20 protein-coding genes, 2 pseudogenes and 1 riboswitch are annotated in these 19409 nt (G+C 60.7%); of the genes and pseudogenes, 17 read left to right on the forward strand and 5 right to left on the reverse strand.

The window, feature by feature from the left end; translation table 11 throughout:
• Positions 1 to 6: 6 nt before the first annotated feature.
• Positions 7 to 213: a hypothetical protein gene (locus CPA42_RS11145; RefSeq protein ID WP_002519513.1), complete on the reverse strand. Its 207-nt coding sequence runs from the start codon at positions 211 to 213 to the stop codon at positions 7 to 9.
• A 13-nt stretch (positions 214 to 226) separates the two neighbouring features.
• Here CPA42_RS11145 and CPA42_RS11150 point away from each other — a divergent pair, with 13 nt between their 5' ends.
• From CPA42_RS11150 to CPA42_RS13305, 5 genes and pseudogenes are all read left to right on the forward strand, one after another.
• The gene (locus CPA42_RS11150; RefSeq protein ID WP_002514537.1) at positions 227 to 703 is read left to right on the forward strand and encodes a low molecular weight protein-tyrosine-phosphatase; all 477 of its coding nucleotides are present in this window, start codon (positions 227 to 229) and stop codon (positions 701 to 703) included.
• Between the two features lie 63 nt (positions 704 to 766).
• Positions 767 to 1861, forward strand: a complete 1095-nt coding sequence (locus tag CPA42_RS11155; RefSeq protein ID WP_002516199.1) for a cyanophycinase — start codon at positions 767 to 769, stop codon at positions 1859 to 1861.
• Between the two features lie 2 nt (positions 1862 to 1863).
• The gene (locus tag CPA42_RS11160) at positions 1864 to 2556 is read left to right on the forward strand and encodes a response regulator transcription factor (RefSeq protein ID WP_269146799.1); all 693 of its coding nucleotides are present in this window, start codon (positions 1864 to 1866) and stop codon (positions 2554 to 2556) included.
• A gap of 50 nt (positions 2557 to 2606) precedes the next feature.
• Positions 2607 to 3983 (forward strand): sensor histidine kinase, encoded by a 1377-nt coding sequence (locus tag CPA42_RS11165; RefSeq protein WP_002519694.1) that lies wholly within the window; start codon positions 2607 to 2609, stop codon positions 3981 to 3983.
• A gap of 152 nt (positions 3984 to 4135) precedes the next feature.
• Positions 4136 to 5049: pseudogene (locus CPA42_RS13305) on the forward strand (isoaspartyl peptidase/L-asparaginase family protein).
• 6 nt (positions 5050 to 5055) lie between these two features.
• Here CPA42_RS13305 and idi read toward each other — a convergent pair.
• Entirely contained in the window at positions 5056 to 5655 is a 600-nt protein-coding gene (idi, locus tag CPA42_RS11180) for an isopentenyl-diphosphate Delta-isomerase (protein ID WP_002516279.1), read from the reverse strand.
• Positions 5656 to 5788: 133 nt separating this feature from the next.
• On the opposite strand from idi, the gene CPA42_RS11185 reads away from it, so the two are divergent.
• The 7 genes from CPA42_RS11185 (at position 5789) to CPA42_RS11220 (ending at position 14207) form a co-directional block, all read left to right on the forward strand.
• The gene (locus CPA42_RS11185; protein WP_002516302.1) at positions 5789 to 6982 is read left to right on the forward strand and encodes a MarP family serine protease; all 1194 of its coding nucleotides are present in this window, start codon (positions 5789 to 5791) and stop codon (positions 6980 to 6982) included.
• A gap of 213 nt (positions 6983 to 7195) precedes the next feature.
• Complete coding sequence (locus CPA42_RS11195) at positions 7196 to 7474, forward strand: YciI family protein (RefSeq protein ID WP_002535539.1); 279 nt, start codon at positions 7196 to 7198, stop codon at positions 7472 to 7474.
• Positions 7475 to 7526: 52 nt separating this feature from the next.
• Entirely contained in the window at positions 7527 to 8627 is a 1101-nt protein-coding gene (locus CPA42_RS11200; protein WP_002516312.1) for an NADH:flavin oxidoreductase/NADH oxidase, read from the forward strand.
• Between the two features lie 75 nt (positions 8628 to 8702).
• The gene (locus CPA42_RS11205; RefSeq protein ID WP_002514547.1) at positions 8703 to 8927 is read left to right on the forward strand and encodes a hypothetical protein; all 225 of its coding nucleotides are present in this window, start codon (positions 8703 to 8705) and stop codon (positions 8925 to 8927) included.
• A 6-nt stretch (positions 8928 to 8933) separates the two neighbouring features.
• The gene (locus CPA42_RS11210; RefSeq protein WP_002516210.1) at positions 8934 to 10166 is read left to right on the forward strand and encodes an MFS transporter; all 1233 of its coding nucleotides are present in this window, start codon (positions 8934 to 8936) and stop codon (positions 10164 to 10166) included.
• 137 nt (positions 10167 to 10303) lie between these two features.
• Positions 10304 to 10503, forward strand: a riboswitch (cobalamin riboswitch).
• A gap of 112 nt (positions 10504 to 10615) precedes the next feature.
• Positions 10616 to 13186, forward strand: a complete 2571-nt coding sequence (locus CPA42_RS11215) for a ribonucleoside-diphosphate reductase subunit alpha (protein ID WP_002516206.1) — start codon at positions 10616 to 10618, stop codon at positions 13184 to 13186.
• Between the two features lie 34 nt (positions 13187 to 13220).
• Positions 13221 to 14207, forward strand: a complete 987-nt coding sequence (locus CPA42_RS11220) for a ribonucleotide-diphosphate reductase subunit beta (protein WP_024513519.1) — start codon at positions 13221 to 13223, stop codon at positions 14205 to 14207.
• A 187-nt stretch (positions 14208 to 14394) separates the two neighbouring features.
• Here CPA42_RS11220 and CPA42_RS11225 read toward each other — a convergent pair whose 3' ends face one another.
• A complete protein-coding gene (locus CPA42_RS11225) occupies positions 14395 to 14667 on the reverse strand; it encodes a hypothetical protein (protein ID WP_002518199.1) in 273 nt (90 codons plus the stop codon).
• 64 nt (positions 14668 to 14731) lie between these two features.
• Between CPA42_RS11225 and CPA42_RS12965 the strand changes: the two are divergent.
• The 3 genes and pseudogenes from CPA42_RS12965 to CPA42_RS11240 all read left to right on the forward strand — a co-directional run bounded on the left by CPA42_RS12965 (position 14732) and on the right by CPA42_RS11240 (position 16845).
• Positions 14732 to 14927 (forward strand): annotated as a pseudogene (locus CPA42_RS12965) (hypothetical protein).
• A gap of 50 nt (positions 14928 to 14977) precedes the next feature.
• Positions 14978 to 16060, forward strand: a complete 1083-nt coding sequence (ppgK, locus tag CPA42_RS11235) for a polyphosphate--glucose phosphotransferase (protein WP_002516244.1) — start codon at positions 14978 to 14980, stop codon at positions 16058 to 16060.
• A 173-nt stretch (positions 16061 to 16233) separates the two neighbouring features.
• Entirely contained in the window at positions 16234 to 16845 is a 612-nt protein-coding gene (locus CPA42_RS11240; protein ID WP_002516377.1) for a membrane protein, read from the forward strand.
• 50 nt (positions 16846 to 16895) lie between these two features.
• On the opposite strand, the gene ykgO is transcribed toward CPA42_RS11240, so the two are convergent.
• Entirely contained in the window at positions 16896 to 17018 is a 123-nt protein-coding gene (gene ykgO / locus CPA42_RS11245; RefSeq protein ID WP_002516195.1) for a type B 50S ribosomal protein L36, read from the reverse strand.
• 227 nt (positions 17019 to 17245) lie between these two features.
• The gene (locus CPA42_RS12630; RefSeq protein WP_002516207.1) at positions 17246 to 17359 is read right to left on the reverse strand and encodes a hypothetical protein; all 114 of its coding nucleotides are present in this window, start codon (positions 17357 to 17359) and stop codon (positions 17246 to 17248) included.
• A gap of 114 nt (positions 17360 to 17473) precedes the next feature.
• On the opposite strand from CPA42_RS12630, the gene CPA42_RS13310 reads away from it, so the two are divergent.
• On the forward strand, positions 17474 to 17707 hold the full coding sequence (locus tag CPA42_RS13310) for a hypothetical protein (RefSeq protein WP_002519520.1): 234 nt from the start codon (positions 17474 to 17476) through the stop codon (positions 17705 to 17707).
• 324 nt (positions 17708 to 18031) lie between these two features.
• Complete coding sequence (locus tag CPA42_RS11255; RefSeq protein ID WP_002516326.1) at positions 18032 to 19330, forward strand: hypothetical protein; 1299 nt, start codon at positions 18032 to 18034, stop codon at positions 19328 to 19330.
• Positions 19331 to 19409: the final 79 nt, after the last annotated feature.

Below are 19409 nucleotides of genomic sequence, written 5' to 3' on the forward strand. Positions count from 1 at the left end.
CGTGACTCAGGATCTCGTGGTTTGAGGATATTGCAGGTGGGAGTATATCGGTCTGGGATTCAAGTCTCCGTCATCCAAAGCTGCCCAAAAATCTCGCTGTTGACGTTCGCATCGCCGAATCGGGGCATCTCCTGGCAGCTCCGTGTAGTTCGCCGCGAGTATGAACCCCGGCAAGAGCCTCCCCACACCAGGCAGACTGGACCCACCGACCATGGAAGGAACCCCTGTGAGCAACCAGAACACATCCTCCGTCATCTTCGTGTGCTGGGGAAACATCTGTCGTTCCCCGATGGCTGAATTCGTCGCCAGGAAGGTCTTCGCCAACGAAGGCCTGGACGCTCGCATCACCAGCGCCGGTGTCAGCGATGAGGAACACGGCGGCCCGATGGATTCGCGAGCCAGGTCCGTCCTGAAGTCCCACGGATACCCCTGCTCGGGCCACAATGCTCACCAGATCGACGGGTCCGAGATCATGTCCGCCGACCTCGTCATAGCCGCCGAGCCACGCCACATCCAGATGATGAAGCGAATGGCCCCCGACGCCGACAACCTCCGTCTCATCCGCGACTACGACCCCAACTGCACCCCTGGCACCTCCCTGCCGGACCCCTGGTATGGCTCGGCCGACGGGTTCGAGGACACCCTCGACGCCATCGAGGCCGCAATGCCCGGAATCGTTGACGAGGTCCGCTCACTGGCCTGACCAGTTCCCCGCCATGGCGCTGGTCCCCCGAGACCAATCGTTGCGGCACTATAGGCTGTTCCCATGAGCTTGTTCTTGGTCGGCGGAGGATACGACGACTCACTGGTGGAGGTCTATGACGAGTTCGTCTCCCAGGCCCGCCATCACAATGCTGATGCTCCGATTGCGGTGGTCGTGGCCGGTCCGCCCTCCGAGTCCGCCGACCACGCCGCCGAACTGACGCGGATCGTCACCTCCCGGTGGGTTGACGCGAACATCCTCACCATCCACCTCGACGGCCCGGGTACCGCCCCGACGGTGGGCGACCCGGCCACCCCGCTGTGGGCCGAGGACGAGTCCTTCCAGCTCCCCGACAATCTCGACGCCCTTGCCGGCATCATCGTCGACGGCGGTGCCGTCCCCAGTTACATCAACGGTCTTGCACCGGCCGCCGAGCAGCTCTCGATGCTGGTGCGCGGCGGTGCTCCCTGGCTCGGCTTCTCGGCCGGTGCGATGGCCCCGTGCGTCACCGCTCTGGCAGGGGGCTGGAAATTGCAGGGACGCCAGGTCGGCCAGCAGACAGGTGCTGAGGGCTTCGACGAGGTCACCTTCGTCGAGGGCCTTGGCCTGGTCAGCCTGACCATCTCCACCCACAACGACACCCTTTCCGGCGACGGCCTCATCATCTCGAACGTCGAGTCCGGCCTGCTTTCCAGTGCCGTTGCCGTCGACGAGGCCACCTGCCTGCGCATCGACGCCTCGACCGGCCACACCGAGGTGATGGGACGTGGCCTGGTTCGCTGGTTCACCCGCGAGGTCAACGGAGTTCTCGTCCGCTCCCAGCGCTCCGTCACCCCGGAAACGGCTCCAGCCCCGCACAAGCCCCGCTTCGACGGTCTGGCAAAGGTGGCGGCGGCGACCCGTGCCGCCCACGACAAGGAGGAGCGCGCGAAGGCAGCCCGGCAGCGTGCCGAGGAGAGACGTCGCGCGCGGAAGTCCAAGTCTGCTGATGACGAGACCAAGACCTCCGAGGGCTCCGCCACCCCCGAGGACGCACCTGCCTCCGCAGCCAACCCCCAGGCTGCCGCGGATCCGACCCCGACGGCAGGCCCCGAACCCGATCCCCTCTCGGATGCCGATCCCACCGCACAGCCCCCGACGGAGGACGTCAAGCCATGAGCATGCACATTCTTGTCGTTGACGATGATCGCGCGGTACGAGAATCCCTCGCCCGATCCCTGCAGTACAGCGGCTACGAGGTCGATAGCGCAGCCGACGGCGTCGAGGCTCTCGCCCATCTATCCGGAACTCACCCCGACGCCGTCATTATGGACGTCATGATGCCGCGTCTAGATGGCTTGGAAGCCACCCGGATGCTGCGCAGCAATGGCAACGACGTCCCGATCCTCGTCCTCACCGCCCGCGATGCTGTCGACGATCGCGTTGACGGCCTCGACGCTGGCGCCGATGACTACATGGTCAAGCCCTTCGCCCTCGACGAACTCCTCGCTCGCCTACGCGCCCTCACTCGTCGTTCCCGTCCCGAGCCAGAGCAAAACGAGGCCCCTGAACAACTCTCCTTCGCTGACCTCACCCTTGATCCAGGCACCCGCGAGATCACCCGCGGGAACCGTCGCATCAGTTTGACGCGTACCGAATTCGCCCTACTAGCCGTTTTCCTACAAAACCCAGAAAAAGTGCTGGAGCGATGGTGGCTGCTACATGAGGTGTGGGGATTCGACTTCCCGACCACCGCGAATTCCCTTGAGGTGTACATCGGATATTTGCGCCGCAAGACCGAGCACGATGGTGAGCCGCGTCTCATCCACACCGTTCGCGGCGTCGGGTACGTGCTGCGGGAAGCAAATTCGTGATCCGTCGCTGGTGGCGGAGGCTGCTCGATTGGCGTCCGCGCCCCCTGCGTATGACCATGGGACGCCGGGTCAGCCTCCTAGTATCGACGTCCGTTGTCGTCGCGGTCGCTTTGACCTCCTTGTCGGCGCGGCTCATGACTCGCATCTCGCTGTATAGCGAGCTGGACGAACAGCTCACCCGAATGGCGACCACCATCTCGCCAAGTGTCGCCGCCGATCCTCAAAACCTCGGTGGTTTGGAAGCCAGCTCGTTGGCAGCCACCAACACCACCCTCATCCTGGTACGCGCCGACGGCCAAGTCACCACAGCCCCTGGAACTGAGGTCACCGTCACCGCGGGACCTCAAGAGCTAGCAGTCGCCCGCACCGGGATCGGGGTTAAAGCACACACCGTCATTGACTCCCGCGGTGTTCCGGTGCGTATCGTCGCGGTCCCCTTCACCTCAGATGGCGTCCACTACGCTCTCGTCACAGGCCAAGACCTCACCGGGACCAGGGCCACCCTAGGGTCACTATGGATCGTCCTCGTAGGCACCGGATTCGTCGGCATCGTGCTCACCGCCATCGCTGGATACGTGGCAGGCAACTCTGCGACTAGCCCTTTGCGCGACCTCTCGCGAGCTGTTCATCACGTCACCACCACCGAAGACCTGACACCCATCCAGGTCCACTCCCATGATGAGCTAGGCGATCTTGCCGTGTCGTTCAACCACATGCTGTCCTCGTTGTCGAACTCCCGGGAGCGTCAGAAGCAGCTCATCGCTGACGCCTCCCACGAACTACGAACCCCACTGACCTCGATGCGCACCAACGTCGAGCTGCTGATGGCCGATCAGAAGAGCCACATGCTCCCGGAGGAAGCACGCGGAGAGATCCTTGACGACGTCGCCGCCCAGCTCGGTGAGTTCTCCAGCCTCATTGGCGACCTCGTCCAGCTCTCGCGCGAGGACGCCCCTCCCCCGCGCCCGGAGTACTTCGACTTGTCAGATGCGGTATCCAAAGCGGTCGAGAGGGGACGACGACGCGGCCCGAACCTGGAATTCGACGTCCACCTGGAGTCCCATTTGGTGCTTGGTGACGAGGCCACCCTGGAGCGGGCTGTCACCAACCTGCTCGATAATGCGGTGAAGTTCTCCCCCGCCGGTGGAACTGTAACGGTGTCTATGGAGGGCGACACCGTCGTCGTCAGTGACGAAGGACCTGGCATCGCGGAGGCCGATCTGCCTTATATCTTCGATCGGTTTTACCGCTCTGATCGCGCCCGCAACACCCCCGGAACCGGCCTCGGCCTGTCAATTGTGGCTCATACCGTCACTAGCCATCAGGGTTGGATCAAAGCGTCGCGGGCCCCAAGCGGTGGCGCCATGTTCACGATATACTTGCCGCGAGCAGAACCTCCGGTTGAGGAACCCACGGTATCCTCATGATTGCGACCGCAGTTAGCGAGTTATCCACAGGAGACCGGTGGAAAACCGGCCCCGCTGGGGAAAACACATCAATGTCGTTCCCACAGGCGGGGTAAGAACCAATGGACAAACCCTTAATGACATCAACCCGTAACCAGCCTTACGATCCTGTTATGACCAGTCACGTCGTCGATCAGCCCGGCCCTACCCTCGTCATTCACGGTGGGGCCGGAAACGTCCCGTCACGTACTGGAGAGGAAGCCGAGAAGTTTCGTCGCTCCTTGCGTCAGGCCTTTGCAGCCGGGCAGCGAGCCCTCGACGTAAGTGCTTGTGACGCCGTCATCGCAGCTGTTACGGCGATGGAGGACGATCCACTGTTCAACGCCGGGCGAGGTGGGGTTCTCACCGCAAACGGAACCGTCGAAACCGACGCCGCCGTCATGACTGGAGACGGACACGCCGGGGCGGTGTGCTGCTCACGTCACGCCCGCAACCCGATTCAACTGGCGCATAAAGCTCTGAGGATTCACCCCATGTGCTGCTGTGTGACCCGCCCGAACGGGTCTGTCAAGACTGGGGTCTTGAGATCGCGCCGCCGGAGTACTTCGTCACCCAAGCGCGCCGCGAGCAGTTAGAGCAGGTGCTAGCCAGACGACAGCACGCCCCGAAACACGGCACCGTCGGGGCGGTTGCCCGAGATCGTTATGGACACCTAGCTGCGGCCACCTCAACCGGTGGGATCGTCGCTTCGTCGCAGGGACGCATCGGGGACTCTCCGGTCATCGGGGCCGGCACTTTCGCGCGCGACGGAGTCGTGGCAGTCTCCTGCACCGGCGATGGTGAGGCCTTCCTCCAAGGGGTAGTAGCTCATGAGGTTGACGCGCAGATGAGACTGGCAGGACAACCCGTCGACCGGGCAGCTCTGGGAGCCCTCACCGACGAGGTCTCATCGCGCCTCACTGGCCACGCCCCAGCAACCGATGGCCTCATCGCCGTCGACTCTTGTGAACAATTGGTAATCTGCCACATGTCAGCGTCGATGCTGGCTGCATGGCCAGACCACGGCGAGGTTCTCACCTCGGTGTAGTGAAGGTCAGCGCACCACGGGAAGATCGGGCCCAAACTCCAGCATCTGTTCGACGGCCCAGGGACTCAGCAGGGCCGGCATTGACCGGGCCAAGCCATACATGTCCTGCCAACCAACCCAGGCTACCTCCTCCACCTCGTCAGGGTCTGGGTTAAGTTCGACGAGCTCCTCTGGCAGGGACAATCGGGCAACAACAACCGGACAGAACTCGTCCTCCACGATGCCCCCGGAGTCGGTGGCGCGATAGGAGAAATCTGGTAGCACGACGCGCATCCGACGCGGATCAAGGTCGAGTCCGAGTTCCTGGTGAGTACGACGCACGGCGGCGTCAATAATCGTCTCCCCTACACGTGGATGCCCACAACAGGTGTTGGTCCACACCCCTGGCCACGCCACCTTCGTCAAAGCGCGCCGGGTCACAAGTACCCGACCGCCTACGTCAAGAACGTGACACGAGAAGGCGAGATGCCTAGGGGTATGTTGACTGTGGACGGTCGCCCGGGGAGCGGTTCCAATGTGGTTGCCGTCATCGTCAAGCAGGATAACGAAATCGTCATAACCGGAATCCGCGCTCGTCCCCACGTTCTCGCCATCATGATGACTCATGACGTCAAGTTACCAATAACCGCGAGTCCCGCGAAGTCGAATACGCTGTAGCTTGACGATATTGGCCCAATGTCGCCTCCTAGGCACGATTGAGACGCTGCTGATCCGTCCACCCACCCCTGATGGGAGAGCCATGGCGCACATCCTCGACATCACCCTCGCGGTGATCCTCATCCTCCGCGCCCTGCGCGGATGGACCCGAGGAGCAATTTCTGGGATCGCCAGCCTCATCGGCTTGATTGGCGGAGTCTGGGTAGGGCTGTGGGCGTCGGGAGACATCGTGTCCCGGATCACCAACAACTCATCGTCCTGGCTTGCTACCGGACCACTACGCTTTGGCGTCGTCCTCGTCATCGTCGAAGTCATCCATGGCCTCTGTAATGGGCTCGCCCGCCGCATATGCCACGCCTCTGAGACAGCAGGGTTAGGGGCCCTTGACCGGATTGGCGGCGCATTGCTGTCTGCGACCGCCACGGCCTTGGTAGTGGCGGTGGGGGCAACGGCGTTGGCCCCACTTCTGCCTCCCCAATGGACTCAGGCTATTGACGAATCAGCCGTCATCAACACCACCAACCGCGCAATTCCACCCCAAATCAATCACGAAGCGGCACGGCTTATCGGCCAGATGGCCGATACCTTCCCGAAGGTCTTTACCGGTCAGGACCCTCGTCTGCCCGGAGATGCCCCCGACGACTCCGCCGCCAATAGCCCTGGAGTACGACAAGCGGCGAGATCCATCGTCAAAGTGAGATCACTGTCGCATCAATGTGACCGGGCCTCGGAGGGCACCGGATGGGTCAGCTCACCGCACCGCGTCGTCACCAACGCCCATGTGGTCGCCGGATCTGACACAGTGACGGTGCAGGTTGGAGGCCAAGGCGCCCGCCTGCGAGCGCGTGTCGTCGCCTACGACCCCGACCTCGACCTTGCCGTGCTCGCTGTTCCTAAACTTAAGGCTCCTGCCCTAACAATGACCTCATCGGTAGACGCCGGGGACTCGACGGTCATCGCCGGATTCCCGCTGGACGGACCGTACACAGTCAACGCTGCGCGAGTGCGCGGGGCAATAACGGCTCGTGGCGAGAACATTTACGGTGACGACGATGTCGTCCGCGAGATCCTGTCTTTGCGCGGCACCGTGCAACCGGGCAACTCAGGCGGTCCATTACTGACCACCGACGGAAAGGTAGCGGGCACGATCTTCGCCAGGTCCACCTCGCAACCGCAAGCCGGCTACGCCCTCACCAACCGAGAAACCCGGCAGCTCATCAGGTCTGGTACGTATGGCTCCACCCCGGCATCGACCGGACGTTGCAGTGTCGCCTGAATCCGGAAAACCTTGGCCACCCAACCAACCAGGCGCCCCTTAGCGCTGCGCACATTTGCGGCTATCATCAACCCAAAACAACTCTGACAAGGTCTTTCGCACGTGTGGCAATCGGGTTCACGACTGCTGGCCATGCGGCACGCGATGGCAACCCATTTCAGAGGCAACATGTCCGCCACGACATGGTCCTCGGACGCGATTAAGATGCCCCGCATGGCTGTTTTCATTGTCGAAACCCATTACGATCCCGCCCATTCCGAGGAGCGCATGGCTGCGCGCCCGGCCCATCTGGAGAACCTTGACGTCATGCGCGAGCGTGGCCAGCTCGCCAATGCCGGCCCGTTAGCCGACGGAAGCGGGGCGGTGCTCATCTATACCGTGCCTGACCGTGACGTCCTCAACCACTTACTGGAGGCCGACCCCTATCCCAAGACGGCCGTCCAAGTGACCTCCGTTCGCGAGTGGAAGCCGAATTACCACCATCACGTCTGAGGCCGGCGGCAGCAGAGGGCTCGGGGGTTGAAACACGTGATGTTATGGAGTCATGACGTCACCGCTCCTGTTCCAACCCCTCACCCTTCGTGGATTGACGGTTCGCAACCGCGCCTGGCTGCCGCCGATGTGCCAATATGCCGTGGATTCTCAAGACGGAATTCCCAGCACCTGGCACCTCATCCACTATGGATCTTTCGCTGTGGGAGGCTTCGGCCTCATCGTCGCAGAGGCCACTGCGGTCAGCCCTGAAGGCCGCATCAGCCCTTGTGACACCGGGTTGTGGAATGACGCCCAGGTGGCAGCGTGGCGCACCATCACTGACGCTGTCCACGAGCTTGGCGGCACGATTGCTGTCCAGTTGGGCCACGCCGGCCGGAAAGCCTCCACAGAGAAATGGTGGCCGGGTTTCCATGGCGGGGTGGTTCCTCCCGAAAAGGGCGGCTGGATTCCTGTCGGTCCAACTGCCGCACCCGCCGATGGCAAGCAGTACGCCGGGTCGCCCGTCACCGCCCTTAACGAGGACGGCATCTCGAAGATTATTGACGACTTCCGGACTGCGGCATCGCGTGCCGTGGTAGCCGGATTCGACGCTGTCGAGATTCATAGCGCCCACGGCTACTTGCTACATCAGTTTTATTCGCCGCTGTCCAACACCCGCACTGACGGTTGGGGAAGCGATTATGACGGACGAGTCCGTCTGCCGTTGGCGGTCGCTGACGCGGTGCGTGGGGCTATTCCCGACGACATGCCTCTGCTGGCCCGCCTCTCGGTCACTGACTGGCGTGACGATGGCTGGTCAGTCGAGGACTCGATCGAGCTGTCGCGTCGATTCGCCTTGGCTGGCGTCGACCTTGTGGATGCCTCCTCAGGTGGTAATTCGTCAGCCCCCATCCCGGTAGCCCCGGGATACCAGGCCGATTTAGCGGCTCGGGTGCGCGCCGAGGCGGATGTTCCCACCGCCACGGTCGGGATGATCTGGACCGGCGAATTAGCCGAGGATCTACTCAACAAGGGGTGTGCCGACGCCGTCATGGTTGGCCGGGCAGCCCTGCGTGACACCAACTGGCCACTGCGCGCCGCCCACGAACTTGGCGTCCCCAACGAGGAGGCCCCGTGGCACCCGGCGCGATTCCGCGGCGCCTGGCGGTGACAGTCGGTTTCACCACCACGGTCGGCCGCGCGTGGCTGAGAATTAGTTCGTCACGTGACCCCAGGCACACGTACAGTGCTCGAATCGGCGATGTCGATGACGACTCCACGCCGATTGGCCGTGTCCGTCGGGACCTACCGCAATCGCCACGCCCGACGAGTTGATGCGGTCCCGCCAATGCCGGGGGACGAGATGTCAGACGCACAGAGCACCAGGTCAGCATCAGTACGCAGCGAATCGGACGTGTACCGCGCAGTATGGAACACCGTCAAGGGGTCGATGGGCAACCTCGTCGAGTAGTTCGACGTGTACACGTACACGACGTTCGCAGCCTATTTCGAGGACCAGTTCTTCTCGCCTGACGACCCGCACAAGAGCATCTACATCTACGCGATTTTCTGGGCGACCTTCATCATGAGGCCGTTCGGATCGTGGTTCTTCGGTCGCTGGGCCGACCGTCACGGACGTCGGTCCGCCCTCATCATGGCAGTGACAATCATGGCCGTCGGCTCCCTCGTCATCTCCGTGTTGCCCACCCGAGGCACCATCGGAGTGGGGGCCCCGATCCTGTTGCTCATCTGTCGTATCGTGCAAGGATTCGCCACAGGAGGTGAGTACGGCACCTCGGCCACCTACATGTCAGAAGCCTCCACCAAGGGACACCGCGGTTTCTTCTCCTCGTTCCAGTACTTCACCCTCGTGGGTGGTTTAGTGACAGCCCAGGCCGTCCTACTCCTGCTGTCCTCCCTCATGAGTGAGGCCACGATCCATGCCTGGGGATGGCGCATCCCATTCTTCATCGGTGGCGTCGCAGCGCTCATCGTTTTCTTCATGCAGAAGACGATGGATAAATCGCTGAGTACCGAACATCTTAAATCCGTGCGGTCGGGTGAGGACAGCTCGTCAGGAAGTCTGAAAGAGCTCTTTGGAAACCATCTCGGTAACTTCCTCCTGGCTTTTACCATCGCCAGCGGCGGTACCCTGTGCTTCTACGTCTACACCGTCAATGCACCGAATATCGTCCATTCGACTTTCAGCAGCACTCCGATGGCGGCAACCGCGGTCAACCTCATCGCCCTATTCATCCTCATGCTCGGGCAACCGCTGGGAGGCCTCATCGGTGACCGGATCGGACGCAAACCGGTGTTGCTCTTCTTTGCCGCCGGTGGAGTCGTTTATACCTGGGTTCTCGTGACCTGTCTGTCGCATGCCCGCAAGCCCGTAACTGCATTCCTCATGCTGCTCATGGGCTATATCTTCCTTACCGGATATACCTCGATCTCCACAGTTGTGAAGTCCGACCTTTTCCCAACCGATGTCAGGGCGCTGGGTGTTGGGATGGCCCATGGTTTCGCGAATTCCCTGTTCGGCGGCACGGCTCCACTCATTTACGTGTGGGCGAAACAGGGTGACGCGATCCCCGCCTTCATCGGGTATGTGACGGCGCTGTCCGCGGTCACCTTACTTACGATCCTCTTCGGGCTGACCACACGGACTGCGTCACACCTGGATGCGCCGACGAAGGGTGGGCACGACTAACAAAGCGGCAGTTACTCGCCCCGGTACGCGGTGATTTCTCCAACGTTTCAGGCGGTCGAACACGATGCTACGAAGCCAAACTGCCGACGGCGAGGCCCGGGAATATCCTCCGTTGACTCCCCTTGCTCGCCCTTCATATAGTGACGAATGCACGTGGTTCCCGTGTTCGCACGGGCCAAGAGGGAATCCGGTGTGAATCCGGAGCTGCCCCGCAGCGGTATATGAGAACGACCGCCGTCATGACGCACTGTGCTTTGGCATGGGAAGCGACGGCTAGTAGGAGTCCGATCAGGACGAGCTCATGAGCCCGAAGACCTGCCAGGTGTGGTCCCGCAACCGCGGGGCCCGGTTCGCGATCTCGCGGGAAGTATCGCAGCGTTCAGGGGGACCACTGTCCCTGCCGCATTCCGCCCGGTCGCGTGCCCACGGCATCGCACGGAGGAATTGCAATGAGCGCCGACCCCATTTCGACCATCCGCGTCCGCAAGCGTGACGGGTCTTTAGCCCCCTACGACGGTAACGAAGTCGCTGCCTCGATCATGGACTCGGCCCGCGGCCTTGACGACGCCGTCGCCCGGGCAACCCTGCTGCAGGCAGAGGTGGAGATCACCCTCTTTGACGGGATGACCACCGACGCCCTCGACGAAGCCGTCATTCAGGTGGCCCTAGGCAACGCTAAGGACGATCCAGCCTTTGACACTATCGCCAGCCGGATCGCCGTCAAGAAGCTCTACAAAGAGGTCTTTGGCGACACCCATGACGATCTAGGTGACGTCGACCCCGAGAGGGTGCAGGATCTGCACCGCAACTATTTCCCGCGCACGATCGCCAAGCTTGTCGCCGATGGTCACCTTGACGAGCGTCTGGGACGAGATTTCGACCTCGAGACGCTTGCAGCTGCCCTCGACCCCACTCGTGACGACCTCATCGGGTTCATGGGCGTGCGCACCATGATCAACCGTTATCTCTTGCGCACTCCCGATAAGCAGGCTTTGGAGGTACCGCAGTACTTCTGGATGCGCGTCGCGATGGGGCTGAGCCTCACTGAGGACGATCCCACTTCCTCGGCGCTGGCCCTTTACGACTCCATGAGCAACCTGCGCCACCTGGCCGCTGGATCCACCCTTGTCAATGCGGGGACGCCATCGGCTCAGCTATCTAACTGCTTCGTCATGCGCACTGAGGACAATCTGGAGCACATCGCCCAGACGATCCGCGACGTCATGTGGATCACCAAGGGCACCGGCGGCATTGGGTTGTCGATGTCGGATCTTCGCTGCGAGGGATCCCCGATCCGCTCAGATAACACTGCATCAACTGGGCCGATCCCCTTCATACACACCTTTGACTCCACACTGCGTGCGGTCTCTCGGGGAGGCAAGAAGCTCGGCGCCTTGTGCTTCTACCTGGAGAACTGGCACATGGACTTCCCGCAGTTCCTCGACCTGCGGCAGAACTCCGGTGACCCGTACCGACGCACCCGCACCGCCGACACTGCGGTGTGGATCTCCGACGAGTTCATGAAGCGTGTCGCCAAAGACGAGGACTGGTACCTCTTCGATCCCGCCGAAACCCAGGATCTCACCGAGCTTACCGGATCGGACTTCTCCAAGCGTTACGCCCAGTATGTCGAGCAGGCGGAAGCTGGCAAGATCAAGCGCTTTCGGCGCACTACTGCCCGCGAGCAATTCCGAGCCATCTTGGTGAGCCTACAGACGACGTCGCACCCATGGCTGACGTGGAAAGATAGCATCAATACTCGCGCGTTGAACAGCAATACCGGGACGATCCACTCGTCAAACCTATGCACCGAAATCTGCCTGCCACAGGACCGCGACCACACCGCGGTGTGCAACCTCGCCTCGGTGAACTTGGCGGCGCACCTCGCCGGCCCGCGTGGCAAGCGTCGTCTGGATTGGGACCAGTTGGCCGCCACCACCCGGCTGGCGGTACGTCATCTCGACAACCTTGTCGACATCACCGCCTCTGCAGTACCACAGGCTCAGCGCTCCAACGAGGAAAACCGCGCAATTGGTCTAGGCGTCATGGGTCTGACGGATATGCTCGAGCAGATTCGAGTCCCCTACGACTCCCCGGATGCGTGCGAGATCGTCGACCGGGTCGTTGAGTTCATCAGTTGGCACGCTATCGACACCTCGGCCGACCTGGCCGCCGAACGTGGGGCGTACCCAATGTTCGAAGGGTCGGGGTGGTCACGCGGGATGGTTCCCGTGGACACTTTGGCCGTCCTCGAGCGCGACCGTGGCATCCCTGTCGACGTCGACCGGACGACGCGGATGGACTGGGACGCGCTGCGCGCCAAGGTGCGCACTGGGATGCGCAATGCCACCTTGATGGCGATCGCTCCGACGGCGTCAATCGGCCTCATCGCGGGCACAACGCCCGGCCTGGATCCGCAGTTCTCCCAGATGTTCTCCCGAACCACCTCGGCCGGGAAGTTCCTCGAGGTTAATCGCAATCTCGTGGCGGACCTCAAGGATCTGGGCCTGTGGGAGACGATCCGCGAGGAATTGCTGCGTCGTCAGGGTGATCCCAGCGAGATTGAGGCAATTCCGGCGCCCTTGCGTCGTCTTTACCGCACCTCCTTCACCCTGGACCCGATGGCCTACCTCAACGTGGCCGCTCGGGCGCAGAAGTGGGTGGATCAGGCCATTAGCCGCAACATCTACCTGGCCTCGCGGTCGGTCGGTGACATGGAGGACCTCTACACCGCAGCTTGGCGAATGGGTGTCAAAACGACGTACTACCTGCACATGCTGCCTCGCCACACCGCCGAGCAGTCGACGGTGGCCGTTAACAAGGCCGCCGGGCGTCGGAACGGCCCACGTCGCGGATTCGCCACTGCGGTGCGTCGGGCCTCAGGTGCCGCGACTATCAGGAAACCGGTTACCGAAACGCTCAATGCGAGCGTGGAGCCCGTCGTCTCCCTCGACCTTATCGACGGCGCCTCCTGCCCTGTTGACCCCCAGGAGCGCCAACAGTGCGAGTCCTGCCAGTGATTGACCATACTGCCCGCTGAAAGCGAGAACACCGATGATCCTTGGTTCTGGAATCCAAGAGGGGCTGCTACTCAAGCCCGTCACCTACTCCTGGGCGTACGACCTCTACAACCAGGCTGTGGCAAACACGTGGTTTCCCAACGAGATTCAGCTCGATGAGGACCTTGCCGACTTTGCCCGGATGACCCCAGACGAGCACCATGCCTTGACCAACCTCATGAGCTACTTCAACCCCAATGAGCTGCTCGTCAACAAAGCGCTGGCTTTTGGGGTCTACCCCTATGTCAACGCTGCCGAGTGCCACCTATACCTGGCCAAGCAGATGTGGGAGGAGGCCAACCACTGTATGGCCTTCGAGTATGTCCTCGAAACCTTCCCGATTGACCGCGACGAGGCCTACCGATCCCACATCCACGTCCCCTCAATGGCTCGCAAGGAAGCTTTCGAGGTGGCGTTCATCAAGCGGATGACCGAGCAGACTCTTGATATCACCACCGTCGAGGGTAAGCAGGACTTCGTGCGCAACCTGATTGCCTACAACATTATCCTCGAGGGGATTTGGTTCTACTCCGGCTTTATGGTCGCATTGTCGTTCCGTCAGCGGAACCTCCTTCGCAACTTCGGTTCCCTCATCGACTGGGTGGTCCGTGACGAATCCTTACACCTGAAATTCGGGATGAACCTCATTCTGACGGTGCTGGAGGAAAACCCCGAAATCGCCACCGACGAGTTCGCGGCCGAGATCCACGATATGATCGTTCAGGGAGTCGAGATGGAGGAGCAGTATAACCGTGACATGCTCCCGCGGGGGATCCTCGGAATGAACGCTGATTACGTTAATGACTATGTCAAATACCTGGCAGATCGTCGTCTCGAAGAACTCGGATTCGAGCCAGAATACCGCGTAGTTAACCCTGCCAAGTGGATGGCCACGGCCAATGACACCTTGCAGGTTGTGAACTTCTTCGAGGCCACCAATACCTCTTATGAGGTCAATGCCCACGCCACCGGCAGTCGGTGACGCGCGCCGCGACGAGTCGAACATTCGCTGCGGCGCGCGGTGAGCGTGCATGAAGTCGCCACAGCATGCACGCTGACGTGTCGGCCCCAAGTATGGTCTTGGGGCCGGCATCGTCCCTTGTTAGAGCCCACTAACGTGGACGAACTTTTAGCCCACCGGAGGCGTAATGGCATCCGGTCTCCAAAAACTACGTGACCGTCAAAAGGCTCATGGTCTGTCTGACCTGGAGCGCCCTCACGGTCGTCCTCGCCGTCGTGCTGGGAGTTTTCGTCACTTGATGGGCGGGGGTCGTCGCCATCACAGCCACCGGCGCCTCCATTGACGGGCTGCCATCCGAGGAGGCTCGTGCGTTACGCGACCGCATGACGGAACTGGCCGAAGGCAAGGACGCGGCGCTGTGATCGAACAGAGGGCCAGCGAAGCGCGGGGCGGCGAAGAGGTTGTTGAGCAACGTCCCCACTGGGCGACTCCACTCGTGCGAGGCTGGATGATTATTGCAGCCGCTGCTGTGGCGGCCGCTTGGGATGTCACGTATCAAGATGACGGTACTTGGCGGAATCAATGTTGTCCGAAGTCGAACAATCAACGGTACTGTTGCCGATCGGCGATGATGAGCAGGTACGCGCCGCCCTTGACACCCTGTGGCCTAGGTTCCGACTAGACGCAGTGCCCCTCCATGGGATTCCGAAACGAGCGCGGTGGTTCCGGTGGTTTGATTAGAGAATCGTCGGCTGGGGGTTCAACGAGGAGGTCGTCGTGACGCGCAGGGGTTGTTTACCTGGACCGTCAGCGTCGTTCCTCATGCTCGGTCGCAGTCGGTAAGACTGTCCCAGGGGCCGATACAACGCAAACTCGGCTTGGCTGATATCGACGTGCATACCTCGTCTGGCCCAGTGACGGTTTCCTGTCCCCACCTCGACGCCATGGACGCCCAGGTCTTCGCCGTCGGTCAGATGGATCCGCCCGTGCCGCCCGTGGCCGGGAACTGTCACCCGAGTCTCCCCCGCACCAACCATCTACCGTTACGCTTGTCCACCATGAACAAGGTGCTGGGAATTGACGTTGGTGGTTCCGGGATCAAGGGAGCCCCGGTTGACCTCGAGGTCGGAGACTTTGCCGAACCGAGGCTTCGCATTCCCACCCCGGAGAAGTCGTCCCCCGAGAACATCGTTACCGTGCTGCGTGAGATCGTCGACAATTTCGCCCCCACCATCGGTGACGGGCCGGTTGGCATCTCTTTCCCCGCCCCGGCACGCCACGGCGTCATTCCCTTCATCGCTAACCTCGATCAGGGTTGGGCCGGCCTGCACGCCGAGAAATATATTAGTGACGCTCTCGGCCGCCCAGTGACCGTTCTTAACGACGCCGACGCCGCAGGTGTGGGCGAGGTCCACTACGGCGCTGCGAGGGGAGTACCTGGCGTTGTCGTTCTCACCACTCTGGGCACCGGCATCGGCTCTGCCGTCATCAATAACGGCATCCTGCTGCCGAACACCGAGCTTGGGCACCTCGAGATTGATGGTCACGACGCCGAGAAGCGCGCTGCCTCCTCGGTTAAGGATCGCAAGCACATGTCTTACAAGGACTGGGCAACCAAGCGTCTGCAGCGTTACTACGAGGTCGTCGAGATGCTCTTTTCCCCCGATCTCTTTGTCGTCGGTGGCGGTATCTCTAAGGACCATAAGAAGTTCTTCAAGTACCTCAAGCTCGAGACGCCGATGGTGCCCGCCCAGTTGTTGAATCGAGCTGGCATCATCGGTGCGGCCTGGCAGGCCCAGTGGCGTCTAGAGCATCCTGACGCCACCGAGGAAGAGGTCGTCAAAGCTGCCAAGAAGGCGAAGGACGCTGACTGAGGCCACGTGAGAACTAGGGATCGTTCGTCGGAGTAGAGGGGCGAATATCTGCGGGGTCCTGGTCAGTCACGCACTCAACCCCACGTATCACTCGGTTTTCGTGCCGCGGAACGATGCGCGACGACCTTCCGCCACGGCATGGTGGATGCCATGACCACGGATGAAAGGAACTCATGACCAAGCAAGAATTCATCCTTACCTTCATTTCGGTTGCGATCTTCTTAGTTCTTCTTGTTCCTACGCTTATCTACAAGATTCGCAGGGAGCGGAAACTCCCCACCGGCGAGCCGGTACCCGTGACTCAGGGGCAACGTTTCATGGCCTTGCTGGGTGATGCCATGTGGGTAGGCCTGCTTACGCTGGCAGGATGGGGCTTGTTCAGCGGCGCCACACTCGGGTATGAGTTCAACCACGTCGACCAAAAATCAGCCATCGAGCAGGCCATTCACCCCGCAGGCAGCGCACTCCTGCTAGGAATTAACGTCGGCTACGTACTGATATCGCTCGTGGGACGCCTTGGCGTCTCCCCTGGAACGAACTCCCGACAGCTTGCCTGGGTAGATTCGACCGGTCGCCCGGCAGGGCGCGGTCACACTTTCGTTATCGGTCTGGCTTTCATCTTGTCCATTCTCGGCAAGACGTCGGTCGGAGTCTTTGCGTCGATCGGTGGCACCATCCTCTTCATCGAGGCAGTCTCCGTACTCACGACTAAACGCGGCATTATCGGCAAACTCATGCATGTGAATCTCGTCGATGCCAGATGCATCACGCCGCAACCATGCTGACTTACGCATCGCCCGCCCAAAGAGGACGGGCGATCGTCACCTTCACCTGTTCAGCCCTGACGGGTCTTCAGCCGCGGGTTCTTCTTATTGATGACGTAGACGCGACCATGACGGCGCACCACCTGGGAGCCGGGCTGGTTCTTCAGAGATCGTAGCGAGTTCCTGACCTTCATAACCTTCTACGTCCTTGACGATACCATCTTATTGGTACTCGTTCTCACTATCAAACCAGCTCCATATCCTGAGACTCAGCCCAGTACATCCAGCGGTAGAGACCCGCCCTGTCAGCCATCGACTGCAAAGCCAACGCCGATTCTCGGCCGTCATCTGTTGACCATATCGCAGCAAGGATCCCCACCCCATCCAGTCAAAATTCTGGTTGCTTACCTCTCAAGATCCCTCAGGTTAGCGACGCAACGAAGACGACCTTGATGATGTGCATACGATTCTCGGCGTGCTCGCGCATCGTCAAAGCATCAGCGCACACCCAAGTCGGATGAAACTCGTCAGTCAAACCATTAAAACCGGAACATCGGCATACTCAGCCAGTCCCTCCACTACCGACCGATGACCCCGGATACTCATATATATGACCCATCATCCGACCCGCATCTTTTACAGACTCCTTATGCCCCATATCGGATCCACTCGTCACATGCTCACCCTATCCGTAAGCCGCCACCTCGAGAGCACACCGAGTACGCGCCGACGCCTTCTTAAAAATCAGGGCATATTCTTCCTCGCAAGCATAGGATGCTCAGTTCCGCAGCACTTAGCATCCTTAAGCTGCGCAGCCAAACCGGCGATGGATTCAATTTCCTCAGCACCACAAGCATGTCAACGACAACGATCTTCACAGTAAAATCCGTGACATGATATTCCTTCTTCGACGTGTCCATCTCTATCCGACTAACACATATTAGCTGTTCTATTTACGAGGCCTATCAATGATCCATTGAATCACGAGCAATCGGGCACGTCATACAATAATTTCCATCAATCATGATGGCATGTAAAACCATCCAAGCCCAGCGAATTAACTACGCTTGCGGCGATAATTCTCTACACGGCATGAGCTGAGGACGTACCCCCCCTTGCCAACGTCACCTCACGGTCGTACCGTGGTGATTAGCAGCTAGCCGAGGCGCTAGCCGCCATATAAGATTCCCAAATAAGAGGAGAAGCAATGCGTCGGTCAAGAATTGCTGTCGCTGCTGCGACGGCTACTGCGCTGGTCGGATCAATCGCAGCAATCACCCCCTCCCCCCAGGCAGAAGCTAGCTCCAATAGGCCACGCTCGGTAGCTCAAGCCGCTATCGCCACGGATGGAAAGGGGATAATCAACAAGGACTGCCGTGATGCAGTCATCAACGATGCAAAGCTGCGTGCCGCGATTGCCGGTGCGTTGGTTAAGGCTGGATTTAGTTCCGCCGACGCGGTGGCTCTAGCGCCGCGTATTGCCAGAGAAATGGCAAAAGAGGGCGTCCTCCTCATCAACCACCACAAGCTAAAGGCTCTCATCGGAGCCCAGGTGGGTCTGCTCACTGATGCGAAGATCCAGCGTGCTGCCGCTGCAGTGGACCTCGGCATCAAAGCCACTCTAGCTGCGACAATCATTCCCAACGCGCTGCATTCAGCGGCATTCAAGGATGCGGTGGTCGCAAATCTTGTCGCCGCCGGCGTTGACAAGAAGTTGGCAAAGGCTACGGCTGTCGCCATTGCCGCAACTGCGCTCAATCCCGCTCTCGGGCCGATCGCAAAGACTGAGGCCATTAAGGCTGAGATCGGTGCCCAGGCAGCTCTCCTAGTGAGCAGGGGTGTGCACCTCAAGAAGGCGGCCATCGAGCATATCATCGGTCGGAGTTTCGACGCTGCCGTTGCCACGGCAATCGTCAGTTCTCCCATCCTAAATGCGCGTATCGTCACCCACTTGGTTAGGGCTGGGATAGACAAGTCCCTTGCAGTCCAGATCGCACCTCGCATTATCGATCGGCTGGCCAAGGAGCCGCTTCTTGCGCTCAACACCGCCAAGCTCATGAAGAACATCACTCGACAGATTGTTGACGTTATCACCGCCGACAAAGCTATCAAGACTGCTGAGCAGCTCGAGAAAGAACTGCCGGCTCTGGACGACCTTGTGAAGAAGGCTTGCTCCTGCCCGAAGCCGACTCCTACTCCCACTCCAACACCAACCCCTACTCCCACTCCAACACCAACCCCTACTCCAACACCAACCCCTACTCCAACACCAAAACCAACCCCTACTCCAACACCAAAACCAACCCCAACTCCCACTCCAACACCAACCCCAACACCGAAACCAAAGCCAACCCCGGCTCCGGCTCCGACTAGTGGGGCGACCTCTGATGAATCGACCAGCCGCTCGGGAGGCCATTCGCAGGGTGGCTCCGGGACTCATTACATCCATCACGGTGTTGCCCCTGTGCTGACCCACTCAAGTGATCTTCCGTCAACGGGATTCTGATCACCATCGGCGATAACCCCTTGGGGTGGTTTATCAGCCAATCACAATGGCCATGGCTCACAGTTCTTGTGGGCCATGG

It is taken from the genome of Cutibacterium acnes (assembly GCF_003030305.1).
Classification (GTDB): domain Bacteria; phylum Actinomycetota; class Actinomycetes; order Propionibacteriales; family Propionibacteriaceae; genus Cutibacterium; species Cutibacterium acnes.

Coding starts and splice junctions, on each gene's coding strand:
- CPA42_RS11145 (WP_002519513.1), bottom strand. CDS start 213: ATGGTCGGTGGGTCCAGTCTGCCTGGTGTGGGGAGGCTCTTGCCGGGG.
- CPA42_RS11155 (WP_002516199.1), top strand. CDS start 767: ATGAGCTTGTTCTTGGTCGGCGGAGGATACGACGACTCACTGGTGGAG.
- CPA42_RS11160 (WP_269146799.1), top strand. CDS start 1,864: ATGCACATTCTTGTCGTTGACGATGATCGCGCGGTACGAGAATCCCTC.
- CPA42_RS11165 (WP_002519694.1), top strand. CDS start 2,607: ATGACCATGGGACGCCGGGTCAGCCTCCTAGTATCGACGTCCGTTGTC.
- idi (WP_002516279.1), bottom strand. CDS start 5,655: ATGAGTCATCATGATGGCGAGAACGTGGGGACGAGCGCGGATTCCGGT.
- CPA42_RS11185 (WP_002516302.1), top strand. CDS start 5,789: ATGGCGCACATCCTCGACATCACCCTCGCGGTGATCCTCATCCTCCGC.
- CPA42_RS11195 (WP_002535539.1), top strand. CDS start 7,196: ATGGCTGTTTTCATTGTCGAAACCCATTACGATCCCGCCCATTCCGAG.
- CPA42_RS11200 (WP_002516312.1), top strand. CDS start 7,527: ATGACGTCACCGCTCCTGTTCCAACCCCTCACCCTTCGTGGATTGACG.
- CPA42_RS11215 (WP_002516206.1), top strand. CDS start 10,616: ATGAGCGCCGACCCCATTTCGACCATCCGCGTCCGCAAGCGTGACGGG.
- CPA42_RS11220 (WP_024513519.1), top strand. CDS start 13,221: ATGATCCTTGGTTCTGGAATCCAAGAGGGGCTGCTACTCAAGCCCGTC.
- CPA42_RS11240 (WP_002516377.1), top strand. CDS start 16,234: ATGACCAAGCAAGAATTCATCCTTACCTTCATTTCGGTTGCGATCTTC.
- ykgO (WP_002516195.1), bottom strand. CDS start 17,018: ATGAAGGTCAGGAACTCGCTACGATCTCTGAAGAACCAGCCCGGCTCC.
- CPA42_RS13310 (WP_002519520.1), top strand. CDS start 17,474: ATGCCCCATATCGGATCCACTCGTCACATGCTCACCCTATCCGTAAGC.
- CPA42_RS11255 (WP_002516326.1), top strand. CDS start 18,032: ATGCGTCGGTCAAGAATTGCTGTCGCTGCTGCGACGGCTACTGCGCTG.